27 protein-coding genes are annotated in these 24242 nt (G+C 72.4%); 11 read left to right on the top strand and 16 right to left on the bottom strand.

The features are described from left to right. Positions 1–217: 217 nt before the first annotated feature. Both JT723_RS33480 and JT723_RS33475 read left to right on the top strand, forming a co-directional pair. Positions 218–1114 carry an alpha/beta fold hydrolase gene (locus JT723_RS33480; RefSeq protein ID WP_205048652.1) on the top strand — a complete coding sequence of 299 codons (897 nt, stop codon included), beginning with the start codon at positions 218–220 and terminating at the stop codon, positions 1112–1114. A gap of 94 nt (positions 1115–1208) precedes the next feature. Then, positions 1209–1349, top strand: a complete 141-nt coding sequence (locus tag JT723_RS33475; RefSeq protein ID WP_205048651.1) for a DUF8834 family protein — start codon at positions 1209–1211, stop codon at positions 1347–1349. A 93-nt stretch (positions 1350–1442) separates the two neighbouring features. Here the strand turns inward: JT723_RS33475 and JT723_RS33470 are convergent, their stop codons facing one another. From JT723_RS33470 to JT723_RS33460, 3 genes are all read right to left on the bottom strand, one after another. Then, positions 1443–2051, bottom strand: a complete 609-nt coding sequence (locus JT723_RS33470; protein ID WP_205048650.1) for a MarC family protein — start codon at positions 2049–2051, stop codon at positions 1443–1445. 280 nt (positions 2052–2331) lie between these two features. Then, positions 2332–3183, bottom strand: coding sequence for a PHP domain-containing protein (locus JT723_RS33465; RefSeq protein ID WP_205048649.1), 852 nt, complete (start codon positions 3181–3183; stop codon positions 2332–2334). A gap of 86 nt (positions 3184–3269) precedes the next feature. Further along, on the bottom strand, positions 3270–3908 hold the full coding sequence (locus JT723_RS33460; protein WP_205048648.1) for a DUF6758 family protein: 639 nt from the start codon (positions 3906–3908) through the stop codon (positions 3270–3272). A 219-nt stretch (positions 3909–4127) separates the two neighbouring features. Between JT723_RS33460 and JT723_RS33455 the strand changes: the two genes are divergently transcribed. Further along, on the top strand, positions 4128–5387 hold the full coding sequence (locus JT723_RS33455; RefSeq protein WP_240166601.1) for an MFS transporter: 1260 nt from the start codon (positions 4128–4130) through the stop codon (positions 5385–5387). A gap of 205 nt (positions 5388–5592) precedes the next feature. Here JT723_RS33455 and JT723_RS33450 read toward each other — a convergent pair whose 3' ends face one another. Next, positions 5593–6177, bottom strand: a complete 585-nt coding sequence (locus JT723_RS33450; RefSeq protein WP_205048646.1) for a suppressor of fused domain protein — start codon at positions 6175–6177, stop codon at positions 5593–5595. Between the two features lie 394 nt (positions 6178–6571). Between JT723_RS33450 and JT723_RS33445 the strand changes: the two genes are divergently transcribed. Then, complete coding sequence (locus tag JT723_RS33445) at positions 6572–7708, top strand: magnesium and cobalt transport protein CorA (RefSeq protein ID WP_205048645.1); 1137 nt, start codon at positions 6572–6574, stop codon at positions 7706–7708. Positions 7709–7718: 10 nt separating this feature from the next. Here the strand turns inward: JT723_RS33445 and JT723_RS33440 are convergent, their stop codons facing one another. After that, a complete protein-coding gene (locus tag JT723_RS33440; RefSeq protein ID WP_205048644.1) occupies positions 7719–8672 on the bottom strand; it encodes a DMT family transporter in 954 nt (317 codons plus the stop codon). 115 nt (positions 8673–8787) lie between these two features. On the opposite strand from JT723_RS33440, the gene JT723_RS33435 reads away from it, so the two are divergent. After that, positions 8788–9294, top strand: a complete 507-nt coding sequence (locus tag JT723_RS33435; RefSeq protein ID WP_205048643.1) for a hypothetical protein — start codon at positions 8788–8790, stop codon at positions 9292–9294. A gap of 29 nt (positions 9295–9323) precedes the next feature. On the opposite strand, the gene JT723_RS33430 is transcribed toward JT723_RS33435, so the two are convergent. Continuing rightward, entirely contained in the window at positions 9324–10070 is a 747-nt protein-coding gene (locus JT723_RS33430; RefSeq protein ID WP_205048642.1) for a hypothetical protein, read from the bottom strand. A 143-nt stretch (positions 10071–10213) separates the two neighbouring features. On the opposite strand from JT723_RS33430, the gene JT723_RS33425 reads away from it, so the two are divergent. From JT723_RS33425 to JT723_RS33415, 3 genes are read left to right on the top strand one after another with little or no spacing between them, the layout of a single operon-like run. Continuing rightward, positions 10214–11596: a magnesium transporter MgtE N-terminal domain-containing protein gene (locus JT723_RS33425; RefSeq protein ID WP_205048641.1), complete on the top strand. Its 1383-nt coding sequence runs from the start codon at positions 10214–10216 to the stop codon at positions 11594–11596. Continuing rightward, positions 11586–12164 (top strand): DUF1003 domain-containing protein, encoded by a 579-nt coding sequence (locus JT723_RS33420; protein ID WP_205048640.1) that lies wholly within the window; start codon positions 11586–11588, stop codon positions 12162–12164. Before JT723_RS33425 ends, JT723_RS33420 begins: the two co-directional genes overlap by 11 nt. A gap of 32 nt (positions 12165–12196) precedes the next feature. Continuing rightward, the gene (locus JT723_RS33415; RefSeq protein WP_205048639.1) at positions 12197–13372 is read left to right on the top strand and encodes an Mrp/NBP35 family ATP-binding protein; all 1176 of its coding nucleotides are present in this window, start codon (positions 12197–12199) and stop codon (positions 13370–13372) included. 219 nt (positions 13373–13591) lie between these two features. Here the strand turns inward: JT723_RS33415 and JT723_RS33410 are convergent, their stop codons facing one another. From JT723_RS33410 to sigE, 4 genes are all read right to left on the bottom strand, one after another. Beyond that, positions 13592–14206 (bottom strand): hypothetical protein, encoded by a 615-nt coding sequence (locus JT723_RS33410; RefSeq protein ID WP_205048638.1) that lies wholly within the window; start codon positions 14204–14206, stop codon positions 13592–13594. 197 nt (positions 14207–14403) lie between these two features. Beyond that, positions 14404–14886 (bottom strand): sec-independent translocase, encoded by a 483-nt coding sequence (locus JT723_RS33405; RefSeq protein WP_205048637.1) that lies wholly within the window; start codon positions 14884–14886, stop codon positions 14404–14406. Between the two features lie 128 nt (positions 14887–15014). After that, the gene (locus JT723_RS33400; protein ID WP_251512404.1) at positions 15015–16004 is read right to left on the bottom strand and encodes a zf-HC2 domain-containing protein; all 990 of its coding nucleotides are present in this window, start codon (positions 16002–16004) and stop codon (positions 15015–15017) included. After that, positions 16001–16765 (bottom strand): RNA polymerase sigma factor SigE, encoded by a 765-nt coding sequence (gene sigE, locus JT723_RS33395; protein WP_205048655.1) that lies wholly within the window; start codon positions 16763–16765, stop codon positions 16001–16003. Before sigE ends, JT723_RS33400 begins: the two co-directional genes overlap by 4 nt. Positions 16766–16904: 139 nt before the next feature. Between sigE and JT723_RS33390 the strand changes: the two genes are divergently transcribed. Beyond that, on the top strand, positions 16905–17612 hold the full coding sequence (locus JT723_RS33390; RefSeq protein WP_205048654.1) for an O-methyltransferase: 708 nt from the start codon (positions 16905–16907) through the stop codon (positions 17610–17612). Positions 17613–17708: 96 nt separating this feature from the next. Here the strand turns inward: JT723_RS33390 and JT723_RS33385 are convergent, their stop codons facing one another. Next, on the bottom strand, positions 17709–17876 hold the full coding sequence (locus tag JT723_RS33385) for a DUF3117 domain-containing protein (protein ID WP_073493047.1): 168 nt from the start codon (positions 17874–17876) through the stop codon (positions 17709–17711). 269 nt (positions 17877–18145) lie between these two features. Between JT723_RS33385 and JT723_RS33380 the strand changes: the two genes are divergently transcribed. After that, positions 18146–18928, top strand: coding sequence for an enoyl-CoA hydratase/isomerase family protein (locus JT723_RS33380; RefSeq protein WP_205048636.1), 783 nt, complete (start codon positions 18146–18148; stop codon positions 18926–18928). Positions 18929–19094: 166 nt separating this feature from the next. Here JT723_RS33380 and JT723_RS33375 read toward each other — a convergent pair whose 3' ends face one another. Then, on the bottom strand, positions 19095–19679 hold the full coding sequence (locus JT723_RS33375) for a DNA-3-methyladenine glycosylase I (RefSeq protein WP_205048635.1): 585 nt from the start codon (positions 19677–19679) through the stop codon (positions 19095–19097). After that, entirely contained in the window at positions 19672–20034 is a 363-nt protein-coding gene (locus tag JT723_RS33370; RefSeq protein WP_205048634.1) for a DivIVA domain-containing protein, read from the bottom strand. Before JT723_RS33370 ends, JT723_RS33375 begins: the two co-directional genes overlap by 8 nt. A 158-nt stretch (positions 20035–20192) precedes the next feature. Here JT723_RS33370 and folP point away from each other — a divergent pair, with 158 nt between their 5' ends. Then, the gene (folP, locus tag JT723_RS33365; protein ID WP_205048653.1) at positions 20193–21005 is read left to right on the top strand and encodes a dihydropteroate synthase; all 813 of its coding nucleotides are present in this window, start codon (positions 20193–20195) and stop codon (positions 21003–21005) included. 16 nt (positions 21006–21021) lie between these two features. Here the strand turns inward: folP and JT723_RS33360 are convergent, their stop codons facing one another. The 3 genes from JT723_RS33360 to dapE form a co-directional block, all read right to left on the bottom strand. Next, the gene (locus tag JT723_RS33360) at positions 21022–21831 is read right to left on the bottom strand and encodes an LOG family protein (RefSeq protein WP_205048633.1); all 810 of its coding nucleotides are present in this window, start codon (positions 21829–21831) and stop codon (positions 21022–21024) included. A gap of 16 nt (positions 21832–21847) precedes the next feature. Further along, positions 21848–22927: an alpha/beta hydrolase gene (locus JT723_RS33355; protein WP_205048632.1), complete on the bottom strand. Its 1080-nt coding sequence runs from the start codon at positions 22925–22927 to the stop codon at positions 21848–21850. Positions 22928–23041: 114 nt separating this feature from the next. After that, positions 23042–24106 (bottom strand): succinyl-diaminopimelate desuccinylase, encoded by a 1065-nt coding sequence (gene dapE, locus JT723_RS33350; RefSeq protein ID WP_205048631.1) that lies wholly within the window; start codon positions 24104–24106, stop codon positions 23042–23044. Between the last annotated feature and the right edge of the window lie 136 nt (positions 24107–24242).

Genomic DNA, 24242 nt, shown 5'->3' with positions numbered 1-24242 from the left:
CCGAGGTGCCCGCCCCCGCGGACAGCACCGAGGAGGCGGTGGTCAAGGCCCCGCGCAAGCGGACCCGCAAGGCGGTCGCCGAGGTGCCCGCCGCCGCAGACCAGGGCTGACGCGTACGGCACAGGGCAACACAGCGGACACCCCCGGCCTGCCTGGCCGGGGGTGTTTCATGCCCAGAGGCAACCTGTCGGACATATGCACCGCGTAATCTCGCTGCATGAGCCGACCGACCTCCCTCGACCTGCCCGAGCACACGACGGCCCACCGGCTGGAGACCGCGCGCGGGTCGTTCGCGGTCCTGGACGCCGCGCCCGCCCCGAACGCCCCCGCGCGGCACGGCACCGCGCTGCTCGTCCCCGGCTTCACCGGCAGCAAGGAGGACTTCCTCGACCTGCTGGCCCCGCTGTCGGCCGCCGGTTTCCGGGTCGTCGCGATCGACGGCCGCGGCCAGCACGAGTCGGGCGGCCCGCGCGAGGAGGCCGCGTACGCCCAGCGCGAGCTGGCGGCCGACGTCACGGCGCAGGGTGCGGCACTGGAGGCGGCGGGCGACGGCGGCCCGCTGCACCTGCTGGGCCACTCGCTGGGCGGCCACATCGTCCGGGCGGCGCTGCTCGCCGACGGCGCGGGGCCGTGGGCGTCGCTGACACTGATGAGTTCAGGACCCGCGGAGATCGCCCCCGACCAGCAGGTCAGGACGCAGCTGCTGATCGACCACCTGCCGACGATGGACATGGAGACGGCCTGGCGGGCGATGCGCGCGCTCGACGCCGACCGCGAGGACCCGGCCGCGAACCCCGACTGGCTCGACGACTTCCTGCACCGCCGCTGGGTGACCACCGCCCCCGAACAACTGATCGCCACGGCACGCCAGTTGATGACAGAACCGGACCGGGTCGGCGAACTTGCCGCCGTGCCGCTGCCGAAGCTCGTACTGTCCGGTGAGGTGGATTACGCGTGGCCGGTCCCGCAGCTCGACGCGATGGCGGAGCGGCTGGGCGCACGGCGCGTCGTGATCAAGGGCGCAGAGCACTCCCCGAACGCAGAGAAACCGGCCGAGACGGCCGCCGCACTGATCGCGTTCTGGGCCGGCGAGGGTGCTGCCAGCAGTAAGTAGTCGGCCCGGCGAAAGAGTTTATTTAGGGTAGGGAATGTTTTGAAGGGGGTGTTCGTTGACCACACATGTAACGAGGGACGAAGGGAGAAGCCCCATGCGCTTCGAGATCATGCGACTCGACGACAGGAACGGCGACGCCGTGGACAGCACCGTCGTGGACGCTTCCGCCGTCAACAAGATCGTGCAGCAGGCCGCTGCCCTCGGCCAGCGCATCTACATCCGCCCGGCGGACTGATCGCAGGCTCACGCAACGGCGCCCCGTACAGCAGGTCCGTACGGGGCGCTTTCGCATGTCCGGGGCGCCGCGCCCGGGGGCCGGCCGGCCCCCTCAGCCCTGGCCGTGGACGAAGCCGAAGACGCCGTTCGCGACGGACTGCACGGCGATCGCCGACAGCAGCATCCCGGACAGCCGGGTCACCAGGACCACACCGCCCTCCTTGATCACCCGGATGATCGCCAGCGAGTAGCGCATCGTCAGCCACAGCACCGCGTGCATCGCGACGATGGCCAGCCACACGGACGTCTGCTGCGCGAAGCCGTCCGCGTGCTGGACGGCCAGGATCACCGTGACGATCGCCCCCGGTCCCGCGAGCAGCGGCATCCCCAGCGGCACCAGTGCCACGTTGACGTCCTTGGTCTGCGTCGGCTCGTCCGCCTTGCCGGTCAGCAGGTCCAGCGCGATCAGCAGGAGCAGCAGCCCGCCGGCGACCCGCAGCGCGGGCACCGACACATGCAGGTAGTCCAGGATCTGCTGCCCGCAGATCCCGAACACCGCGATCACGCCGAAGGCCACGCCGGCCGCCTGCAGCGCCATCCGCCGCTGGACCTTCGTGGCACGCCCCGACGTCAGCGCGAGGAAGATCGGCGTGATGCCGGGCGGGTCCATGATCACGAACAACGTGAAGAACACGGACCCGAACAACGTGAAGTCGAACATGGCTGAGCTTTCGTCCTAGGTGGCGCCATCGTGGTGGCGCGCGTCGTCACCGACTCGAAGGGGCTGTTGCTGTCGTTGCCGGACCACCGGCCGGTGGGGGGCTGGGCGGGCAGTTCCGCCCCCAGAGCTTCGCCTGGGGGTACCCCCAGCGCCTCCTGGGGGTGACCTCTGCGGCAGGGCTGAGCACACAGGGGCGCGGGGAACTGCGCGCGCAACCCACCACCGGCGGAAGGTCCGGGGGCGACCGGGGTGGCACCCCGGACGGCCTGGGGGGTGGGCGCTAGACCGCCGAGATCGGTTGAGCGCCCGTGGCTCGGGCCGCGAGCTGGGCGTAGACCTCGGGGTCGGTGACACACTCGCCGAGGGCGACGGACTTGCGGGTGCCGTGGTAGTCGGAGGAACCCGTGGCCAGGAGGCCGAGTTCGCGGGCGAGCCCGCGCAACCTCGTACGGGTCGGCTCGTCGTGGTCGACGTGGTCGACCTCCAGGCCGTCGAGGCCCGCGGCGGCAAGGCCCGCGACGACCTCGTCCGGGACGGTCTCACCGCGCTTGTGCGCGCCCGGGTGCGCGAAGACGGTGACGCCGCCCGCCGCCTTGACCAGGCGGACCGCGTCGAAGGGGTCGAACTCCTGCTTGCCCACGTACGCCCGCCCGTCGTTGGCGAGCCATTCCTCGGTGAAGGCGTCGGAGACGGTGGGCACGACGCCCAGTTCGACCATCGCGGTGGCGATGTGCGGGCGGCCGACGGAGCCGTCGCCGGCGATGCGGGCGACCATCTCCCAGGTGACGGGCACGCCGAGTGCCTGGAGCTTGTCGATCATCCCGTGCGCGCGCGGCACGCGGCCGTCGCGTACCAGCTCGCGGGCCTCGTACAGCTGCGGCTCGGCCGGGTCGAAGAGGTACGCCAGCATGTGCATGCTGGTCCCGCCCGTCCGGCAGGACAGCTCCGCGCCGGTGACCAGCGTCAGGTCCGTGCCCGCGAGGGCGGCGGTGGCCTGGGCGTAGCCGCCGACCGTGTCGTGGTCGGTGAGCGCGACGACGTCGAGTCCGGCCGCGGCGGCGTTGCGTACCAGCTCGGCGGGGGTGTCGGTGCCGTCGGACGCCGTGGAGTGGGTGTGCAGGTCGATGCGCACGGCACGGGCTCCCGGGGACGGCGCGGACAGGGACGAAGCCAAGGATAGCGTTCGCCCGGGCCTGCGATTCCCAGGCCTTCAGCGAGTCAGGCCAGCAGCCTGGGGGTCAGTGCGCCGCACGGCAGCAGGTCGACCTCGGCGCCGGCGTCCCGCAGGTCGGTGAGGACCAGTTCGTCGTACATCAGCAGCCCGGTCTCCTCGGGCCAGACGATGGCCCACAGCCACAGGCCGCGGGCCTCCCCCGCGAAGACGACGCGGTCGTCGGGTGCGCCGCCGACGTGCCACAGGGCGGTCGGGCGGCCGGCGGCGAGCACCTTGGCGTGCGGCGGCTTGTTGACGCACATGTTGGGGCCGGGGTCCGGGCCGTCGATCCCGGCGTAGCGGGCGCCGAGCCCGACGCCCAGCTCCTCGGCGATCAGCATCAGCTCGCCGGGGCCGCCGAAGGGTCCGGGTCCCGAGCAGGCCACCGCGGTGGCCCGGCCGCCGCTGCGGTCGTCGCCGGCGGCGGCGACCCCGGAGAAGAGCCAGCCGACGGGCAGCGGCCAGGGCATCCACACCGGTACCTGCGCCCGGTGGACGACCACGCCGAGGCCTTCGACGCTCGGCGGGACGACGGGCTGCAGCGGGTACACGGTGCCGTGCACATCGCATTGCCAGGAGTCGGCGAAGAGGCCGGGCGCCCTGACCCTGCCACCGCACTTCGGGCAACTGGGTTCGCCCCTCATAAATCCCCACGGTCCTCCGACCTGGTGCCCGCGTCAAGGACGATCACCCGTCCGGAGGGACACCGTCGCCTGGTCGGGCGGGCCGCGAAGTAGCTGCAGGTTGCATTAGTTGCGAAACCCAACCTACTGTGCATGTAGACAGCAACTACTTCCCGACCGGAGGGAACCCGGGCCATGCACGACAGCGGCGGCGCCGAGCGCACGGAAGGCTTCGAGGACATGGCGCACGAGAAGGTGAGCCTGCTGCGCCAGCCCACCGCGATGTGGGCCACCGCCGGAGCGGCCGTCGTCGCCTTCATGGGCATCGGCCTGGTCGACCCGATCCTGCCGTCCATCGCCAAGGGCCTGGACGCCACGCCCAGCCAGGTGTCGCTGCTGTTCACCAGCTACTTCCTGATCACCGCGGTCGCCATGCTCGTCACCGGGTTCGTCTCCAGCCGCATCGGCGGCAAGAAGACGCTGCTGGCCGGGCTCGCCCTCGTGGTCGTCTTCGCCGGCCTGGCCGGCACCTCCGACTCGGTCTCCCAGCTCGTCGGCTTCCGGGCCGGCTGGGGCCTGGGCAACGCGCTGTTCGTCTCCACCTCGCTGGCCGTCATCGTCGGCGCCGCCACCGGCGGTGCCGCCTCCGCGATCCTGCTCTACGAGTCCGCGCTCGGCCTCGGCATGGCCTGCGGGCCGCTGCTCGGGGCGGTGCTCGGCGACATGAAGTGGCGCTACCCCTTCTTCGGCACCGCCGCGCTCATGGCCATCGGCTTCGTGGCCATCTCGCTCTTCCTCAAGGAGCAGCCCAGGCCCGCCACCCGCACCTCGCTGCTCGACCCGCTGCGGGCGCTCGGCCACCGCGGGCTCGCGACGGCCGCCGCGTCGGCCTTCTTCTACAACTACGCCTTCTTCACGGTGCTGGCCTTCACGCCGTTCGTGCTCGACATGTCGCCCTACCGGTCCGGTGCCGTCTTCTTCGGCTGGGGTGTGCTGCTGGCCGTCTTCTCCGTGCTCATCGCCCCGCGGCTGCAGGCCGCGTTCGGGCCGCTGCGGGTGCTCGGCGGGTCGCTGCTGCTGCTCGCCGCGGACCTCGTCGTCCTCGGGTACGGGTCGCACGCCACGGCGATCGTCTGCACGATCGCCTCCGGCGCGTTCATCGGGGTCAACAACACGGTGTTCACCGAGCTGGCGCTCGGGGTCTCGGATGCGCCGAGGCCCGTCGCCTCCGCCGGCTACAACTTCGTCCGCTGGTTCGCCGCGGCTGCGGCGCCGTATCTCGCGCCCAAGATCGAGTCGTGGACCGACGTCCACGTGCCCTTCCTCGTCGCGGCCGGCGCGGCCGTGACGGGCGCCGCCGTCATCGCGGCCCGCCGCCACCACCTCGCTGCCGCGAGCCCCCACCCGCCGGTGGTCCGGCTCCGGCCCGAACAGCCCCTTCCCGCCGGTGACGACCCGCGCGCAGTCGACGGCTTGGCGCGCAGTTCCCCGCGCCCCTGAAAACGCTCACCCTCCGCGGAAGAGGGCAACCCCCAGGAGGCGCTGGGGTACCCCCAGGCGAAGCTGCGGGGGCGGAACTGCGCGACCAGCCACCCACCGGCCGGTGGTCCGGCTCCGACAGGAATTGCCCCTTTCGGACGGTGACGACCCGCGCCCCGGTGGTGGGCTTGGCGCGCAGTTCCCCGCGCCCCTATCGGGCGCCGCCTTACGTAAGGGGGACCGTGCCGCGGAGGGGGTCGCGGAGGTCGGTGGCGTGGATGAGCCAAGCGGCGTGGAGCGCTTCGGCTCCGCGGGCGCGTTTGAAGGCCGCTTCGTTCGGGGTCATCGGGAGGAGGGGGTGGAAGCGGACCGGGTCGCGGGGCTCGGGGAGGGGGAGGTCGTCGACGAGGCCGCCGGGCTCGGCGACGAGGACCGAGGTGAAGGGCGCCCCCGGCCAGAGCGGCTCGCCGAGTTCCATCGCGTTCCCTGCGGCGACGACGACTCCCTCGACCTGGGGGGACGCGGCGAAGACGGCCAGCGGCCGGAGCACCGCCGAGGTGTCGGCGCGGCCCGCCGCGACGGTGAGGACGAGTTCGGCGCGCGGCCCGCGCAAGGGGTCGGTGAGCGGGGCGACGGGGTCGGCCATGGGTTGCGCTGACATGCCGAGCGTGGCGTATCGCACCAGGTCGTCGCGGGTGAAGCGGAGTACTTCGATGCGCTCGGCGCCGAGGAAGGTGACGGCCGCGCGGGCGTCGGGCTCGCCGAAGGCGGACCGCAGCCGGGCCTCGACAAGTGCCAGGATTTCACCCATGCGGCGAGCATAGAACGCGTAAGGATCGGGTCAGGCGCGACGTCGTCGCCACCGGGGCTTGCTATGGTGGGGCGTTCGCGTACGTCATCCCCCAGCGGGGAACGGCCGGAGGAGGTGGGGACTGACATGGATCCCAGTCGACCGTGCAGTACCGGCCGCTCTTCCCTCGCCGCCGCCCCGTCCGCGGTGTGACCCGCTGAGCCCTTCGCGTTCCTTACCCGGCTGTCATGCCGTGAAACGCGACCTGCCACGGCCCGCCCGCGGAGCGTACCCGCTTCGGAAGAGCGCCCTGAACTGCCTGGCGATCACCGCGTGCTGATCGCCTGAACCCCCACAGCAGCGTTTCAGTTCGGTGCGGCGTGATGCCGTCGGCCAGTCCGTGAAGGAGCTTGCCATGTCGATGATCCGTGATCTTCGCGCAGTCGTGCGTCCCGCGCTGCGCAAGTCCCCCGCGTCGTACGACTACGGCCCGACGCGTGATGCGGTCACCGGCACCAGCGCGGTGGTGGACTGCGCGGTCTACCGCGACGGGGTGCGGTGCACCGACAGCATCGGGCTGCGGGACGCGCTGGAGACGGTGCGGGCCGGGCGGGCGTCCGACCAGTGCGACGGCAGTGACGGCTTCGTGTGGATCGGGCTGCACGAGCCGACGGAGGCGGAGTTCGCGGGGATCGCCGAGGAGTTCGGGCTGCACCCGCTGGCGGTGGAGGACGCGGTGCACGCGCACCAGCGGCCGAAGCTGGAGCGGTACGACAACTCGCTGTTCACCGTCTTCAAGACGATCCGCTACGTCGAGCACGCGGAGCTGACCGCGACCAGCGAGGTGGTGGAGTCCGGCGAGGTGATGGTCTTCACCGGCCGGTACTTCGTGATCACCGTGCGGCACGGCGGCCACGGTTCGCTGCGTGCGCTGCGGCACCGCCTGGAGGACGACCCCGAGCTGCTGGCCAAGGGTCCCTCGGCCGTGCTGCACGCGATCGCCGACCAGGTGGTGGACGACTACCTGGCGGTCTCCGACGCGGTGCAGGACGACATCGACGAGGTGGAGATCGACGTCTTCTCCGCCGAGCCGGGCAAGTCCTCGCGCGGCGGCGACGCGGGCCGGATCTACCAGCTCAAGCGGGAGGTGCTGGAGTTCAAGCGGGCGGTCTCGCCGCTGCTGCGGCCCATGCAGATGCTGGGCGAGCGGCCGATGCGGCTGATCGACCCGGAGATCCAGAAGTACTTCCGCGACGTCGCCGACCACGTCGCCCGGGTCCACGAGCAGGTCACCGGCTTCGACGACCTGCTGAACTCGATCCTGCAGGCCAACCTGGCGCAGGCGACCGTGGTGCAGAACGAGGACATGCGCAAGATCACCGCGTGGGCGGCGATCCTGGCCGTGCCCACGATGATCACCGGCGTGTACGGGATGAACTTCGACCACATGCCGGAGCTGCGCTGGCGGTTCGGCTACCCGACGGTGCTGTGCGTGATCCTGGCCATCTGCTACGCCATCCACCGCGGTTTCCGCCGCAACGGCTGGCTCTGACCCGGCAGTCTCACACGCGCTTCCTGCGGTCGGCGAGGATCACCAGGGCAAGGCCCGTGAGGATCACGCCGAGCGCCGGATACGCGGCGGCGGGCGGGGTCTGGCCGAGCCACAGCGCGGCGATCAGGGCCGCGCCCGGGGTCTCCAGCAGGATCGCCGTCGAGGTGGTGGACGGGCCGAGCCCGCGCACGACGCGGTTGAGCAGCGAGTGCCCGAGGAGCTGGGCGACGACGGTGAGGGCGGCGATCTTCAGCCAGCTCTTCCCGTCGTAGCCGCCGAGCGCCGAACCTGACACCAGGCAGGCGCCGAGCAGGGCGACGGCGGTCGTCGAGTAGCAGACGAAGGTGTACGCGGTCGTCGTCGCGGTACGCCGCACCTCCGCGCCCAGCAGCATGTACACGGCCGCGGCCAGGCCCGCGGCCAGGGCGAGGGCGTCGCCTGCCAGGGCGCGGGTGTCGGTGGACATGTCGATGCCGGTGAGGATCAGCACGCCGACGACGGCGAGTGCGGTGCCCGCCCACACCAGGGCCGGCGGGCGGTGTCCGCGCAGCCGCAGGATCAGGGTGGTCCAGATCGGGGTGGTGGTGACCAGGGCGGTCGAGGTGGCGACCGAGGTCATGGTCAGGCTGGGCAGCCACAGCCCGAAGTGCAGGGCGAGCACCAGGCCCGCGCAGCCGGACAGGGTGAGCGCCCTGCGGCCCATGCCGCGCAGTTCCGCGCGGTGCCGCCACAGGGCGACCGGGCTGAGCACCCCGACGGCCATGGCGTTGCGCCAGAAGGCGATGGCCAGTGCGGGGGCCGCGGTCGCGGCTATCAGCGGCGCCGACATCGACACCCCGGCGACGGCGACGGCCAGCAGCGTGAAGTCGGCGCCCCGCGAGGCCGCCGCTTCGGTGTGCGGCTGGTCCGCGCCCGGTATGCCCGGGACCGGGAGCGCGGCGGAGGTGCTCTGCGGGGCGGTCACGGTGCTCCTGGGGGTGCGGGACGGCGGTACGGGCGGCGCCCACCAGCGTAAGGCCCATGGCGACCCCGAGCACCTGTCATTCCAGCGGGCGGACGCGGCACCCTAGGCTTGGCGCATGACGAGCGAGTACGCCGCCCTCATCGAGGAGGCCACCAAGAAGTCGGGCCTGGTCTGGGTGAACGGCCTTGGCATGTGGCACGCCTGGATCGACGGGGCGATGTACGTCCTGTGCGGCGGACCCGTCGAGCAGCCGGCGCCTGCCGGGCTCACCGACGGCGCCACCGCGTCGGTGACCGTGCGCAGCAAGGACAAGGGCGGCCGGCTGGTCAGCTGGCAGGGCAGGGCCGAAGTGCTCGCGCCGGGCTCGCAGGACTGGTCGGCGGCGGTCGCCGAACTGCGCACCAAGCGGCTCAACTCCGCGGACGCCGACACCGTCGCCGACCGCTGGGCCGAGCAGTGCACGCTCTTCCGGCTGACCCCGCAGGGCGACCCGGCCGAGCACCCGGGCGCGATGCCCGACGGTTCAGGGGCGGCCGTGCCGCCGGTCACACCGGCCACCACCCGGCAGCCGATGCCGGCCGGGCTGCCGCGGCTGCTGGCCCGCCGCAAAGCGCGCCGCTGAGGCCTGCTGAGGCCTGCTGAGGCCGCGGCCTACTTCTTGTGCGTCGGTGTGGGCGCGGGGGTCGCGCCCACCGTCTTGCCGTAGTCCACGACCTCGGACTTGGCGGGCGCCTTGAGCGTGAAGTCCTCGCCCCAGTCGACCAGCGTCAGCGTCCCCGCGTTGCCGGCCCGCTGGTAGCGCAGCGGGTAGGGGGTGCCGACGAGCGAGACGTCGAGGCTGCCGCCGCCCGAGCCGGTCAGCTCGATGGTCTTGGTGGTGCCGACCTTGCGGTGGTCGCCGACGTCGACCGTGCCGTCGAGCACGAACAGGTCGGAGAGCAGCACCTTCTTGTCGGTGAAGCCGCTGAACTGCCGGTAGGCCGGGTCGCCCGGCGGCACCTTGACGTACTTGCCGTTGAGCTTGGCAGCCGCGGCCTGGCTGTCCTTGTCGTCGCCGGTGCCGTAGAAGTCGGCGCCCGCCTTGAGGTAGAGGTCGTCGCCGACCCGCAGCAGCTGGAAGGTGTCGCCCTTGGTGGTGACCTCGCCGACACCGCCGTCGGCGCGCAGCCGCATGTCCAGCCGGTAGGTCTGCCCGTTGCTGACCACGGTGCCGGTCAGCCGTACCGCGGGCGCGGCCTGCGCGGCGGCCCCCGCCTTCTGCTCGATGGTCGCGGCGGGCAGCTTGGCGACGCCGTTCGTCCCGGCGTCGGGGTCGCCGCCGAGCCCGAGGCAGCCGCCCAGCAGCGGGGCCGCGGCGACGGCGGCGAGGACGGCGGCGGTCCTGCGACCGTGATACACGTGGACTCGACTCCTCGTCGGACGGCGGCTGCGTGCGTGGCAGAAGCTACCGCAGCGTACCCCCGGCGAGCACCCCGCAGGGCGGGCAAGATCGACTCGGAGTAGCCTGGCCTGGGAAGACGACCGGCCCGAGGGAGGACGCGATGGTCGCAGGCGCGCCCCGGGTCTTCGTGTCGCACCTGTCGGGTGTCGCCGTCTTCGACCCCAACGGCGACCAGGTCGGCCGGGTGCGCGACGTCGTGGTGATGCTGCGGGTCGGCGGCCGTCCGCCGCGGGTGCTCGGCCTGGTGGTCGAGGTGGTCAGCAGGCGCCGCATCTTCCTGCCGATGACCCGGGTGACCGGGGTGGAGTCCGGACAGGTGATCACCACGGGCGTGGTGAACATGCGGCGCTTCGAGCAGCGCCCCACCGAGACCCTGGTGCTGGGCGAACTGCTGGACCGCAGGCTGCGCTGGCTGCCGCAGGGCGGCGGCGCCACCAGCGCGACCACCGGCGAGGACGCGGGCGAGGAGGTCACCGTGCTCGACGTGTCGATGGTCCAGCTGCCCGCCCGCCGCGACTGGGAGATCGACAAGGTCTTCATCCGCCGCGGCAAGGGCGGCGCCCTGCGCCGATCAGGAGGGGTGCGCGCAGCGCTTCCTTGGAAAGGCGGTGGCGGGCGACGGGGGGGCGAGACGCTCACCGTCGACTGGTCCGCGGTGACCGGCTTCCGGCTGGCGGAGGACGGCCAGGGCGCGGAGAACCTGGTCGCGACCTTCGAGCAGCTGCGCCCCGCCGACCTCGCGAACGTCCTGCACCACCTGTCCCCCAAGCGCCGCGGGGAGGTCGCCGCCGCACTCGACGACGACCGGCTCGCCGACGTCCTGGAGGAGCTGCCGGACGACGACCAGGTGGAGATCCTCAGCAAGCTCAAGGAGGAGCGGGCCGCCGACGTCCTGGAGGCCATGGACCCCGACGACGCCGCCGACCTGCTGGCCGAGCTGCCGGCCGACGAGCAGGAGCGGCTGCTGACCCTCATGCAGCCGCAGGACGCGGCGGGCGTACGGCGGCTGCTGTCGTACGAGGAGCGCACCGCGGGCGGCCTGATGACGACCGAGCCGATCGTGCTGCGGCCCGACGCGACCGTCGCCGACGCGCTCGCCAGGATCCGCAACCCCGACCTGTCCCCCGCGCTGGCCGCCCAGGTCTACGTGTGCCGCCCGCCGGACGAGACGCCGACCGGCAAGTACCTGGGCCTGGTGCACTTCCAGCGGCTGCTGCGCGACCCGCCCTTCACCCTGCTCGGCTCGATCGTGGACACCGACCTGCAGCCGCTGGCCCCCGGCACGGCGCTGCCTGCGGTGACCAGCTTCCTGGCCACGTACAACATGATCTCCGCCCCCGTGGTGGACGAGAGCGGGTCGCTGCTGGGCGCGGTCACCGTGGACGACGTGCTCGACCACCTGCTGCCCGAGGACTGGCGGGAGACCGAGCTGCGCGGCGCCGAGCACCTCGGGCCCGTGACGGAGAACACCGATGGCCGCTGAGGACCGCGAGCGCAACGTCACCGGCCGGCACCCCGCGGGCGCCACCGCGGCCCCCAGGCCCCGGGTGCGCCTGGACCAGCCGCGCGCCTCCCGCCGCAGGTGGCTGCCCGCCTACGACCCGGAGGCCTTCGGCAAGTTCTCCGAGCGCATCGCCCGCTTCCTGGGCACCGGGCGCTTCATCGTGTGGATGACGGTCATCATCATCCTGTGGGTGCTGTGGAACGTCTTCGCGCCCAAAGCGCTGCGCTTCGACAACTACCCCTTCATCTTCCTGACCCTGATGCTGTCGCTGCAGGCCTCCTACGCGGCCCCGCTGATCCTGCTGGCGCAGAACAGGCAGGACGACCGCGACCGGGTCAACCTCGAACAGGACCGCAAGCAGAACGAACGCAGCATCGCCGACACCGAGTACCTGACCCGGGAGGTCGCCGCGCTGCGGGTCAACCTCGGCGAGGTCGCCACCCGGGACTGGATCAGGTCGGAGCTGCAGGACCTGCTCAAGGAGATCGAGGAGCGCGCCGCGCACCACCCGGCCGGGGGTGACGAAGCCGACGGCCGGGGCCGCTGATCGGCCCGCGGCCGCCGCCGTACCATCAACGTATGGCTACCACCACGTACGGCTCGGGCACCGCGCCCACCGCCACACCGACCGACGAGGCCGTGCGCGCCGCGCTCGGCACGGTGAACGACCCGGAGATCCACAAGCCGATCACCGACCTCGGCATGGTCAAGTCGGTGGACATCGCCGAGGACGGCACGGTCGCCGTGACCGTCTATCTGACGGTGTCGGGCTGTCCCATGCGGGACACCATCACCGAGCGCGTCCAGACGGCCGTGGCGGCCGTTCCCGGGGTCACCGCGGTGCGGGTGGCACTCGACGTGATGAGCGACGAGCAGCGCCGCGAGCTGGCGGCGACGCTGCGCGGCGGGCAGGCCGAGAAGGAGATCCCCTTCGCCCAGCCCGGCTCGCTGACCCGGGTCTACGCGGTGGCCTCCGGCAAGGGCGGCGTCGGCAAGTCCTCGGTGACGGTCAACCTGGCCGCGGCGATGGCCGCGGACGGCCTGAAGGTCGGCGTGGTGGACGCGGACATCTACGGGCACAGCGTGCCGCGCATGCTCGGGGCCGAGGGGCGGCCCACGCAGGTCGAGAACATGATCATGCCGCCGTCGGCGAACGGTGTGAAGGTCATCTCGATCGGCATGTTCACCCCGGGCAACGCGCCCGTGGTGTGGCGCGGCCCCATGCTCCACCGGGCACTCCAGCAGTTCCTCGCCGACGTCTACTGGGGCGACCTGGACGTGCTGCTGCTCGACCTGCCGCCCGGCACCGGTGACATCGCGATCTCGGTGGCCCAGCTGGTGCCGGGCGCGGAGATCCTGGTCGTGACGACCCCGCAGCAGGCCGCGGCCGAGGTCGCCGAGCGCGCGGGCTCCATCGCGGTGCAGACCCACCAGAAGATCGTCGGCGTCGTCGAGAACATGTCGGGCATGCCGTGCCCGCACTGCGACGAGATCGTCGACGTCTTCGGCACGGGTGGCGGCGACCGGGTCGCCGAAGGCCTCACCCGTACGACCGGTGCGACGGTCCCCGTCCTGGGGCGCATCCCGATCGACGTCCGCCTCCGCGAAGGCGGCGACGACGGCCGCCCCGTCGCCCTGGCCCACCCCGAGTCCCCCGCCGGCTCGGCGCTGCGGGGCATCGCCTCCAAGCTCACCTCGCGTGCGCGAGGCCTTTCCGGCATGTCCCTGGGCATCACCCCCCGCAACAAGTTCTGACCGGGACCGCGCCCCTGAGGGTGCCCTCTGCCGCAGAGGATGAGCGTTTTTCAGGGGCGCGGGGAACTGCGCGCGCAACCACGACGGACCGAATGGTGCGGGCCCACAGCAAGTGGCAGGACCTGAAGGGGCGCGGGGAACTGCGCGACAAGCCACGGAGGTGGGAAGGCCCGGGGGCGGCCCGCGGGGGCTGGTGGGGCGGCGCCCCCGGGGAAGGCGCTACGCGCCCTCGTAAGCGCGGATGTCGGGGATGGCCGCCAAGGCCAGCCCGTATGCGCTTATGCCGCGCCCGAACGCGCCGAGGTGGACGCCGCGGGCGGAGCCCGCGAGGACCCAGCCGTACTCGGACTCGCGGTAGTGGAAGGGCGTCGGCTCGCCGTCGACCGGGAGGGTGAGCGCGGCCCACCCGGGGCCTGCGAGGTCGTCGGCCAGCTCCCACGCCGTGGCGGTCTGCTGGTCGAGCCAGTCCTGGCGGAGCGCCCGCTCCATCGTGGTGGGCCAGGTGCACGCGAGCAGACCCGAGCCTGCGAGCCATGCCGCGGAGGAGACCGACGTGGCCTCCAGCAGCCCGGTGCCGTCCGCGGTGCGCCGCCCTGGGCGCTGCGCCACCGTCATGACGACCGCGAACTTCAGCGACTCGTCGGCGGGGTCGGCCTTGAGCGTGGGCTCGTCACCATGCCCTATCGAGCCGTATTCGACCGTGCCGTCCCCGCTCGCCCCGACCGTGTGCAGCCAGCGGCGTCCGGTGAACGCCTCGTCCAGCCCGTACCACGGGAAGTCGGCCATCAAGTAGCCGTCGACCGCCCCCTGTGCCGAACCGGTCTTCGTCTCCATTTGGGTCGCGCCTCCTCATTGCCCTTCTGGGCGACTCGCCATCTTGCCCGACCCTGGGTGGGTTCGGGGGCAGAAACGGCGCGGGGTGACGGCGAACACATGGACAATGATCACTCGATCGGGCGAAAAACCCTGATCCGGTTGACTTCGGGACCCGCGGTGGGACGGCAGTGGAACACCGACACAAGGGCACCGTCTCAGGTCGCGTCGGCGTCGAAGGGCGGCGGCTCGTCCTCGTCCAACTGCTCGCGCTTGCGCAGCCGGTCGGGCGTGGTCGGCCCGGGCGTGCCGGACGCGGCGGCGGTCGCGGTGCCGGCCTTGCGGACGCCGGAGGCAGGCGTCTCGACGCCGTTGACCGCGTCGGTGACCTCGGCCATCTCCTTGCGCAGGTCCAGGCTGCTGCCCAGGTCCCGCAGCTCCTTGAGGCCGTACTCGTCCTCGTCGTTCATCAGGTTCTTGCGGATGAACGTCTTGGGGTTGAGGTCCTCGAACTCGAAGTCCTTGAACTCCGGGCCGAGTTCCCGCCGGATGTCCTCCTTGGCGCTGTCCGAGAACTCCCGCACCTTGCGGATGAAGGCCATCGTGTCCTGGATGACCTTCGGCAGCTTGTCGGGTCCGAAGACGAGCACGGCAAGGACCACGAGCGCGACCAGCTCAAGCGGGCCTATGTCGAAGAACACCTTGCAGCTCCTTGGGACGTCCGCCGCCGGGAGGGCTGAGTCCGGCGGACTTTACGTTACCTGCCCGCCCGCGCGGAGCGGGAGTGGCTGCGGCCAACAGTACGTCGCCGCAGGGTGAAGGTCGCGTCTCAGTGCAGTGCCGCTGAGCTGTCCGCGGAGCCGTTCAGCACCGGGGGGCGGCTCGTGTCGAACGCCCCTGCCGGGAGCGCGCCGGGGGTCGCCTGGGCGCCGGCGAGGGCCACCGAGGTGACGGACGCCACGGAGGCCGCGGACGCCAGGCTGCCGGGCAGCGGCACGCTCACCTGCCGCAGCCGGCGCTCCTCGCGCGCGTCCAGCAGGTCGCGCGGGGTGGTGCCGTGGGTGTCGGAGACCGAGTCGGCGGCGCTGAACGGCGTGACCGCCGGGCCGTCGTCGGGGTGGGCGCTGCCGTCCACGCCGGCCTCCATCGGAAGGGCGCCGCCGAGGGCGATGGCGGCCATCGAGAAGGCCCCTGCGGCGGCGAAGGCGAACCGCCTGCCGCGGGAGGCCTGGGCGGCCGCGCGGGCGGCGGTGGCGCCGCCACGGGGGTCTGCGGGGCCGTCCAGCGGGCCGGGGGCGACGGGCTCGGCACCGGTGAGGGTGCGGGCCATCTCGTGGATGCGGAAGCCGCGGGCGCCCCTGCCGTCGCCGGGCGCCAGCAGGTCGCGGGCGGGGGTCAGGTAGGACATCTGACGGCGGCCCCCGGAGCCGAAGACGCCGGAGTCGAGCAGGCCGCCGTCGAAGGGGCCGCGCCGGTCGCCCTGCGGCACCTCGTGGACGTCGTGGCCGTCCAGCGCGCCGCGGCCGTCGAAGGGGCCGTCGTCGCCGTCCTTGGAGCCGCAGGCGGCCAGGCCCTGGAGCCTGGCGAGCAGCCCCGCGGAGATCGCGGGCAGCTCGGTGGACGCCACGACACTCTTGAGGCGGCGCTGCTCGGTGGCGGCCGCCTTGCACTGCGCACAGGTGGCCAGATGGGCCTGCACCCGGTCGCGTGCGTCGTCGGCCAGCTCGCCGTCGACGAACGCGGCGAGCCGGTCGCCCAGGTGCTGCTCGGCGGGCGCGATGCGATGTGCGCGCTGCTCGCCTGAACCGCTGGTGCTCACGCTCTCCCGCCCTCCAGGCCAGGTTCGGGTACGGCGGCGGCGAGCGCGGGAACCGGCCGGGCACCGGGTGCCCGGTGCTCCAGAGCCTTGCGCAGGTGGGAGCGGCCCCGGTGGATCCGGCTCCGCACCGTGCCCAGCTTGACGCCCAGCGTCGCCGCGATCTCCTCGTACGACAGCCCCTCGATGTCGCAGAGCACCACGGCGGCCCTGAACTCCGGTGCGAGGGTGTCCAGCGCCTGCTGGACGTCCGCGTCGAAGTGGGTGTCGTTGAAGTGCTGCGCGGGGGACGGTTCGCGGCTGGGCAGTCGCTCGGCCGCGTCGTCGCCGAGGGCGTCGAAGCGGATGCGCTGCCTGCGCCGCACCATGTCGAGGAAGAGGTTGGTGGTGATGCGGTGGAGCCAGCCCTCGAAGGTGCCGGGCGTATAGGTGGACAGGGAGCGGAACACCCGGACGAAGACCTCCTGCGTGAGGTCCTCCGCGTCGTGCTGGTTGCCGGTCAGCCGGTAGGCCAGCCGGTACACCCGGGCACTGTGCGTGCTGACGATCTCCTCCCAGGAAGGAGGCGTCCACGCCTGAGGGTCCCCGTCGGTGGCGAAAGTCGCGGTCGAGGAGTCGTTGTCGCGTGAACTGTCATCAGCAGTCTTGGTCACGGATTTCGGCTGTCCGGCCGACCATCGAAAGCGCGTGAGCACCTTCCGGTCACCGGCCGCAGCCGCACCTCCCCTGTCGGCTCTGGTGGTGTCCAGTAGAGCCTCTACCATATCCACCTCGCCCGTTAGCTCCGGATAAATGCAGTGCTGCCTCCGGGCCGGGAACCCGATCCGACGCCGAGCACTCCCGCCCTTGTGCCTTCACCCCGCCTAACGCGCAGTCCCATCAGCGGGTTCCCCGACCCAACGGATACAGTCGCCCGGGCGGGGCCACACGGTCAACGGACAGTCATCGGGCACAGTCGGCTACGAGGAGAGGGCCATTACCGGCAACCGGCAGGCGAGCTGGGCCTTCGCCGACGCTTTCGTCGCCGAGGACGACGCCCTCATACGCGCCCGCGCCCGCTCCCACGCGTCGGGACTGCGGCCCGTCTCCCCCGGCACCGGTGCGGCACTGCGGCTGCTGGCCGCCGCGGGCAATGCCAAGTACGTGGTCGAGATCGGCACCGGCACCGGGGTCTCCGGCATCCACCTGATGCGCGGGATGCGCCACGACGGTGTGCTGACCACCGTCGACACCGAGCCGGACCGCCAGCAGCTGGCCCGCGAGGCCTACCGGGAGGCGGGCTTCGCCGCGAACCGCTCCCGCTTCATCCCCGGCGCCGCGCTCGACGTCCTGCCCCGCCTCACCGACGGCGCCTACGACCTGGTCTTCTGCGACGGCGACCGGCTGGAGTACCTGGACTACCTGGACGAGTCGCTGCGCCTGCTGCGCCCCGGGGGCGTCGTCTGCTTCGAGGGCGCCTTCGCCCAGGGCCGCGCGCTGGACGCCGCCCACCAGGACCCCGAGTCGCTGACCCTGCGCGAGCTGCTGCGGGCGGTGCGGGACAGCACACGGCTGTCCCCGGTCCTGCTCCCCACCGACGACGGTCTGCTGTGCGCGGTCCGGCGCCCGTAGCAAGGCGCACGGAGCGCCCGGCATCCGGGGCGCGGGAAAAGGGGCGCGGCCACGCACGGAGTACGTGGCCGCGACGATGTCAGGGGACCGCTGGTCTCAGACGATGGCCTTCTTCAGCGCATCGCCGAGGGCATCCGCCTCGTCCGGGGTCAGCTCGACAACAAGCCGCCCGCCGCCCTCAAGCGGAACGCGCATAATAATGCTCCGCCCCTCCTTGGTCACCTCGAGCGGGCCGTCACCCGTCCGCGGCTTCATGGCCGCCATGCTCGTTCCCCTTCCTGAAACCAGCTCGGACTCGAACACATTGGTTCTCGGCCATTATCCCGCATCCACCTGCCCGATGACCAACAGCGGTGGCACTCCGTTCCACAATCGACACCCGCAAAACCTGTCAATTCGGCGCCGCGGCCGTGCGGCGCCGGGCGTGGGGGTCCCGGCGGCGCACGAAAACACTTGACGTAGGTCACATGACCTCAGGTCCGCGGGTCCGGCATTCTGGCCAGGACCGTTGCCGCGACGAAGGGGTTACTGCCATGGCCGACAGCGTGCTGTACGAGGTCTCCGACGGGCTCGCCACCGTCACCCTCAACCGCCCCGGGGCGATGAACGCGCTCGACACCGGCACCAAGGTGGCACTGCGGGACACGCTGCTGGCCGCGGCCGCGGACGAGGCGGTCAGGGCGGTGCTGCTGACCGGCAGCGGGCGGGCCTTCTGCGTCGGCCAGGACCTCAAGGAGCACGTCGCGACGCTCGCGGCGGGCGGCGGCATGGCCACGGTCGCCGAGCACTACAACCCGATCACGCTGGCCATCGCGACGATGCCGAAGCCGGTCGTCGCCGGGGTGAACGGGGTCGCCGCGGGCGCCGGAGCCGGGTTCGCCTTCGCGGCGGACTTCCGCGTCGTCGCGGACACCGCGTCCTTCAACACCGCCTTCGCCGGTGTCGCCCTGTCCGCGGACTCGGGCATGTCCTGGAGCCTGCCGCGGCTGGTCGGGCCGTCCAGGGCCGCGGACCTGATGCTCTTCCCGCGCTCGGTGTCCGCGCAGGAGGCCGAGGCGCTCGGCATCGCGAACCGGGTCGTTCCGGCCGCGGACCTGCCGGGCGAGGCGCTCGCCGCCGCCCGGCGGCTGGCGGCCGGCCCCACGCTCGCCTACGCCTCCATCAAGGCGTCCCTGGCCTACTCGGCCGCGCACCCCCTCGCGGAGGCGCTGGACCGCGAGGCCGAGCTGCAGTCCGCGGCGGGCGGCTCCGCGGACCACCGCGAAGCGGTGGCTGCTTTTCTGGAGAAGCGGGCCGCCGTCTACGTGGGGCGGTGACCCCACGCTTCCCCCGGGCGGGGGGTCGCAGGGGGTGCCACTTGCGGTGGCCTTCGCACGTGCTCGTACATCGTGGCTGAGCCCTCCGTTCTCCCCCAGAGCTTCGCCTGGGAGGTACCCCCACGCGCCCCTGAGAACCGCTCCCCCTCCCCCGTCTACGCGGCCCTCAGCGGGCTGAGCAGGCGGCCAGGTGGTCGTTGACGAGGCCGCAGGCCTGCATCAGGGCGTAGGCCGTGGTCGGGCCGACGAAGCGGAAGCCGTGGGACTTGAGGGCCTTGGCAAGGGCCACGGACTCCGGGGACGTCGGGGGGACGTCGGCGGTGGTGCGGGGGGCGGGGCGGGTGGCCGGGTCGGGGGCGAAGGACCAGACGAGAGCGTCCAGGCCGCCCTCGTCCCGCAGCGCCCGCGCGGCGGCGGCGTTCGCGATCGACGCGTCGACCTTGGCCCTGTTGCGGATGATGCCGGGATCGGCGAGCAGCCGTTCCCGGTCCGCGTCGGTGAAGTCCGCCACCGCGTCGATCGCGAAGCCCTTGAAGGCCGCCCTGAAGGTCTCCCGGCGGCGCAGGATCGTGATCCAGGACAGGCCGGACTGGAAGGCCTCCAGGCACACCCGCTCGAAGAGCGCGTCGTCGCCGTGGACGGGCCTGCCCCACTCCTGGTCGTGGTAGGCCACGTAGTCGGGCGTGGACAGGCCCCACGGGCAGCGGGCGAGCCCGTCCTCGCCGACGACGACCCCGACGGGCTCACTCACCGGCGCCGCCCTGCTCCTCGGAGGCCGGGGGCTCCTGCTTGTGCAGGGACATCGTGGAGCCGCCCGCGTGCACACCGGCCAGCGAGGACTCCAGCTCGGCGATGCGCGCGTCCCGCTCGGCCAGTTCCGCGCCGAGCCGGTCGAGCACCTCGTCGACGTCGAGCATGCGGTAGCCGCGTACCGCCGTCGGCAGCCGCACCGCGTCGATGTCGGAGCGGATCAGCGGGCGGTCGGCCGGCAGCCTGTCGTCCAGCCGGTCGGTGCCGGCGTCCCGCAGCGGGCCGCCGTCGCCCAGTACGGCCATTGCCACCGCGGCGACCACCGCGACCAGCGCGATGAGCATGAACCAGAACACGTCGATCTCCCGGAGTCCGGCACCTCAGGGCCTGCCGTGGGTCGTCAGGCCGTCCATGTCAGGCACGATCGTGCCACGATCGCATGAGTCTGAGATGAGGAGCGGCAGTGGCACTTCGGCTGGGCACCCGGGAATTCGGCGAGCGGGAGCCGGTGATCATGGCGATCGTGAACCGTACGCCCGATTCGTTCTACGACCAGGGCGCCACCTTCACCGACGAACCGGCCCTCGAAAGGGTCGCGCTCGCGGTCGCCGAGGGCGCCGCGATCATCGACATCGGCGGGGTGAAGGCGGGTCCCGGCGCGGAGGTGTCGGCGGAAGAGGAGATCCGCCGTACGGCCGCCTTCGTCGGCGAGGTGCGCCGCCGCCACCCGGACGTGGTGATCAGCGTGGACACCTGGCGGCACGAGGTCGGCGAGGCGGTGTGCGCGGCGGGCGCGGACATGCTCAACGACGCGTGGGGCGGTGTCGACCCCCGGCTCGCCGAGGTGGCCGCGCGGCACGGGGTGGGCCTGGTGTGCACGCACGCGGGCGGCGCGCAGCCGCGGACCCGGCCGCACCGGGTCGGCTACGAGGACGTGATGGCCGACATCCTGCGGGTGACCTGCGGGCTGGCCGAGCGGGCGGTGGACCTGGGGGTGCGCAGGGACGCGATCATGATCGACCCGGGGCACGACTTCGGGAAGAACACCCGGCACTCGCTGGAGGCGACCCGGCGGCTGCCGGAGATGGTGACGACGGGCTGGCCGGTGCTGGTGTCGCTGTCCAACAAGGACTTCGTCGGCGAGACGCTGGACCGCCCGGTCAAGGAACGGCTGATCGGCACGCTGGCGACCACGGCGGTCTCGGCGTGGCTCGGCGCCCAGGTCTACCGGGTGCACGAGGTCGCCGAGACCCGTCAGGTGCTGGAGATGGTGGCCTCGATCGCCGGCCACCGCCCGCCCGCGGTCGCCCGCCGCGGGCTGGCGTAGCCGATCGGGGCGGGCGCTACGCGCTCTCCTTGGTGACGCGCTCGACCGCGTCGTCCACGTCGTCGGTGACGTGGAAGAGCTCCAGGTCGGCCGCGGACGCCTTGCCCTCGGCGATGAGGCTGCCGCGGATCCACTGGACCAGGCCGCCCCAGTACTCGGTGCCGAACAGCACGATCGGGAAGCGGGTGACCTTCTTGGTCTGCACGAGGGTCAGCGCCTCGAACAGCTCGTCGAGGGTCCCGAAGCCGCCGGGCAGCACGACGAAGCCGCGGGCGTACTTGACGAACATCGTCTTGCGGACGAAGAAGTAGCGGAAGTTCACGCCGATGTCGACGTAGGGGTTCAGGCCCTGCTCGAAGGGCAGCTCGATGCCGAGGCCGACCGAGACACCGCCGGCCTCCAGGGCGCCCTTGTTGGCGGCCTCCATGGCGCCGGGGCCGCCGCCGGTGATCACGGCGAAGCCCGCCTCGGTCAGTGCCCGGCCGATACGGACGCCGGCCTCGTACTCCCGCGAGTCGGCGGGGGTGCGGGCCGAGCCGAAGACGCTCACGGCGGGGCCGAGTTCCGCGAGCGCGCCGAAGCCCTCGACGAACTCCGACTGGATGCGCATGACCCGCCACGGGTCGCCGTGGACCCAGTCGGACGGGCCGCGGCTGTCCAGCAGCCGCTGGTCGGTGGTGCCGGTCTGCACCTGGCCGCGCCGCCGCACGACCGGTCCTGTGTGCCGCTCCGGCCAGCCCTTGCCGTACGGCAGTTCCTCCGCGGCCGCGTTCGCGGCGACCGCCGCCTCCTGGGCGTCTTCCGGGACGCCTTGTGCATCTGTCATATCGGCAGCCTACGCATCAGGGTGCCGCGGACGGGGCCAAAGGCACCGCCCGCGGCGCTTCGAGGCGGGCGCTGACCCAGGTGAAGGCGTCGGGGAACATCCGGCCCCAGGTGTTCCAGTTGTGGCCGCCGCTGCTCAGCTCCAGGGTGCTCACCTCGGTGGGCGCCTGGGCGGCCCCGGTGATCCAGTCGGCGAACTTCGGCGGGCTCTCCCGGTCCTGCAGGCTCGACTCGACCAGCAGCCGGGTGTCCGGGTGCGTGGTGCGCGCCAGCCACAGCGGTGAGCGCACCCCCTTGGACGGGTCGTCGGGGGCCAGGGCGGCGCCGGCGGCGAAGGTCTCGGGGTGCTCAAGGGCCAGCCGGGCCGCGCAGTAGCCGCCGGTGGATATGCCCATCACCGCCCAGCCGCGGGGCGCGGGCAGGGTGCGGAAGTTGTGCGAGATCGTCTTGACCACGTCGTGGGTCAGCCACGTCTCGACCTTGCTCTTGCCCGCGACGTCCGCGCACCCGGTGTTGACCCGGTCGGGGGTGATGGTCGGCAGCACCAGGATCGCCGGCTCGGCCCGGCCCGCACTGATCTGGTCCTGCATGATCTGGCCCAGCCGCATCCCGCGCAGGAAGCTGTGCGGGGTGCCGGGTATGCCGTGCAGCACCTCGATGACCGGGAAGCGGGTGTGCGCGAACTCCGGCTTGGCATACTGCGGCGGCAGCCAGACGATGACGTCGCCCTTCGTTCCGCTTTCCCACCCGTGGACGGTGGCCCGCTCGAAGCCCTGCGAGTACGAGGCGAACTTCACGCCGTAGTCCGGCACCTCGGGCGCCGGGGGGCCGGACCGTCCCGCCTGCCGGGTCGCGCCGCCGGAGTTGGCATGGCCGAGCAGGTCGTCCCACGAGGCGTAGAAGCCGTACTCGTTGTTCACCGTCACCATCACCACGAGTATCGCGGTGACCTGGCACATCACGATCATGCCGATCCGCAGGACCACCTGCAGGACGCGCGGCCCGCGCGTCCTCGGCCACAGCAGCACCGCACCGGCAACCGCCGCCACCGCCGCCGCGATGAGCAGCGCGGCGAACCACCCGCTGGTCAGTCCCACGACCCGGCGCCCCTCCCCCACGTCCCGAACCGGACGTTTCCGATCACACCATGCCGGGAGGAAGGACCCGGGCGCACCCCAGTTCGGTTGCCTGCCGTTTGGGTGATCCTCCGCTCAGGAGGTCAGCCAGGCGGTCAGCTTGCGCTCCGCTTCGCGGATCGCCCCGACCTCCACGTGCTCCTCGCGGGTGTGCGCCAGCGTCGGGTCGCCGGGGCCGTAGTTCACCGCGGGAATGCCGAGCGCGGAGAAGCGCGCCACGTCCGTCCAGGCCTCCTTGGCCGCGGGAGCGGTGCCGATCGCCGCGACGAAGGCCGCGGCGGCCGGGTGCGACAGGCCGGGCAGCGCCCCGGGCGCGCTGTCGGTGAGCACCACGTCGAAGCCGTCGAAGACACCGCGGACCCGCTCCAGGGCTTCCGCTTCGCTCTGGTCCGGTGAGAAGCGGTAGTTCACGGTGACCGCGCACGTGTCGGGAATCACGTTCCCCGCGTGGCCGCCCTCGATCATCACGGCGTTCAGCCCTTCGGGGTACGTCAGCCCGTCGATCTCCACCCGGCGCGGCTCGTACGCGGCCAGCCGCGCCAGGACCGGCGCCGCCTTGTGGATCGCGTTCTCCCCCAGCCAGCTGCGGGCCGAGTGCGCGCGGCGCCCCGTCGTCTCCACCCGCACCCGCAAGGTGCCCTGGCAGCCGCCGTCCACCCGGCCGCCGGTCGGCTCCATCAGCACCGCGAAGTCCCCGGCCAGCCAGTCCGGGTGGTGCTCCACCAGCCGCTTGAGGCCGTTGAACTCGGCCGCGATCTCCTCGGCGTCGTAGAAGACGAAGGTCAGGTCGCGGTTGGGGTCGGTGAGCGCGGCCGCCAGCTTCAGCTGGACCGCGACGCCCGCCTTCATGTCGCTCGTTCCGCACCCCCACAGGACGTCGCCCTCCAGGCGGGAGGGCACGTTGTCCGCGATCGGGACGGTGTCGATGTGGCCCGCCAGGACGACGCGCTCGGCCCTGCCGAGGTCCGTCCTGGCGACCACCGCGTCGCCGTCGCGGTCCACGGTGAGGTGGGGGTGCCCTTGCAGGGCCTGCTCGATCAGGTCGGCGAGCGGTTTCTCCTCACGGCTCACCGACGGTACATCCACGAGGGTTGCCGTCAGGACGGCCACATCTGTCTTGAGGTCAAGTCCGCGTCCCATACCTCCGCACTCTAGGCGCTCCGCGCCCCTGGGGTATTTGCCCCTTGCGGTGGGCGATCGGCCTCAGCACCGCGGTGGCTTGTCGCGCCGTTCCCCGCGCCCCTGGGCGATTGCCCCTTGCGGTGAGCTCGCACCT

It is taken from the genome of Actinacidiphila bryophytorum (genome assembly GCF_016916835.1).
Lineage (GTDB): Bacteria > Actinomycetota > Actinomycetes > Streptomycetales > Streptomycetaceae > Actinacidiphila > Actinacidiphila bryophytorum.
The sequence above is the reverse complement of the archived record's forward strand: the minus strand, read 5'-3'. Positions and strand labels throughout refer to the sequence as shown.

Coding starts and splice junctions, on each gene's coding strand:
- JT723_RS33445 (WP_205048645.1), top strand. CDS start 6,572: ATGTCGATGATCCGTGATCTTCGCGCAGTCGTGCGTCCCGCGCTGCGC.
- JT723_RS33480 (WP_205048652.1), top strand. CDS start 218: ATGAGCCGACCGACCTCCCTCGACCTGCCCGAGCACACGACGGCCCAC.
- JT723_RS33385 (WP_073493047.1), bottom strand. CDS start 17,876: ATGGCGGCCATGAAGCCGCGGACGGGTGACGGCCCGCTCGAGGTGACC.
- JT723_RS33450 (WP_205048646.1), bottom strand. CDS start 6,177: ATGGGTGAAATCCTGGCACTTGTCGAGGCCCGGCTGCGGTCCGCCTTC.
- JT723_RS33360 (WP_205048633.1), bottom strand. CDS start 21,831: ATGACAGATGCACAAGGCGTCCCGGAAGACGCCCAGGAGGCGGCGGTC.
- JT723_RS33420 (WP_205048640.1), top strand. CDS start 11,586: ATGGCCGCTGAGGACCGCGAGCGCAACGTCACCGGCCGGCACCCCGCG.
- JT723_RS33470 (WP_205048650.1), bottom strand. CDS start 2,051: ATGTTCGACTTCACGTTGTTCGGGTCCGTGTTCTTCACGTTGTTCGTG.
- dapE (WP_205048631.1), bottom strand. CDS start 24,106: ATGGGACGCGGACTTGACCTCAAGACAGATGTGGCCGTCCTGACGGCA.
- JT723_RS33475 (WP_205048651.1), top strand. CDS start 1,209: ATGCGCTTCGAGATCATGCGACTCGACGACAGGAACGGCGACGCCGTG.
- JT723_RS33380 (WP_205048636.1), top strand. CDS start 18,146: ATGGCCGACAGCGTGCTGTACGAGGTCTCCGACGGGCTCGCCACCGTC.
- JT723_RS33425 (WP_205048641.1), top strand. CDS start 10,214: ATGGTCGCAGGCGCGCCCCGGGTCTTCGTGTCGCACCTGTCGGGTGTC.
- JT723_RS33410 (WP_205048638.1), bottom strand. CDS start 14,206: ATGGAGACGAAGACCGGTTCGGCACAGGGGGCGGTCGACGGCTACTTG.
- JT723_RS33435 (WP_205048643.1), top strand. CDS start 8,788: ATGACGAGCGAGTACGCCGCCCTCATCGAGGAGGCCACCAAGAAGTCG.
- JT723_RS33460 (WP_205048648.1), bottom strand. CDS start 3,908: ATGAGGGGCGAACCCAGTTGCCCGAAGTGCGGTGGCAGGGTCAGGGCG.
- JT723_RS33415 (WP_205048639.1), top strand. CDS start 12,197: ATGGCTACCACCACGTACGGCTCGGGCACCGCGCCCACCGCCACACCG.
- sigE (WP_205048655.1), bottom strand. CDS start 16,765: ATGGTAGAGGCTCTACTGGACACCACCAGAGCCGACAGGGGAGGTGCG.
- JT723_RS33455 (WP_240166601.1), top strand. CDS start 4,128: ATGGCGCACGAGAAGGTGAGCCTGCTGCGCCAGCCCACCGCGATGTGG.
- folP (WP_205048653.1), top strand. CDS start 20,193: ATGGCGATCGTGAACCGTACGCCCGATTCGTTCTACGACCAGGGCGCC.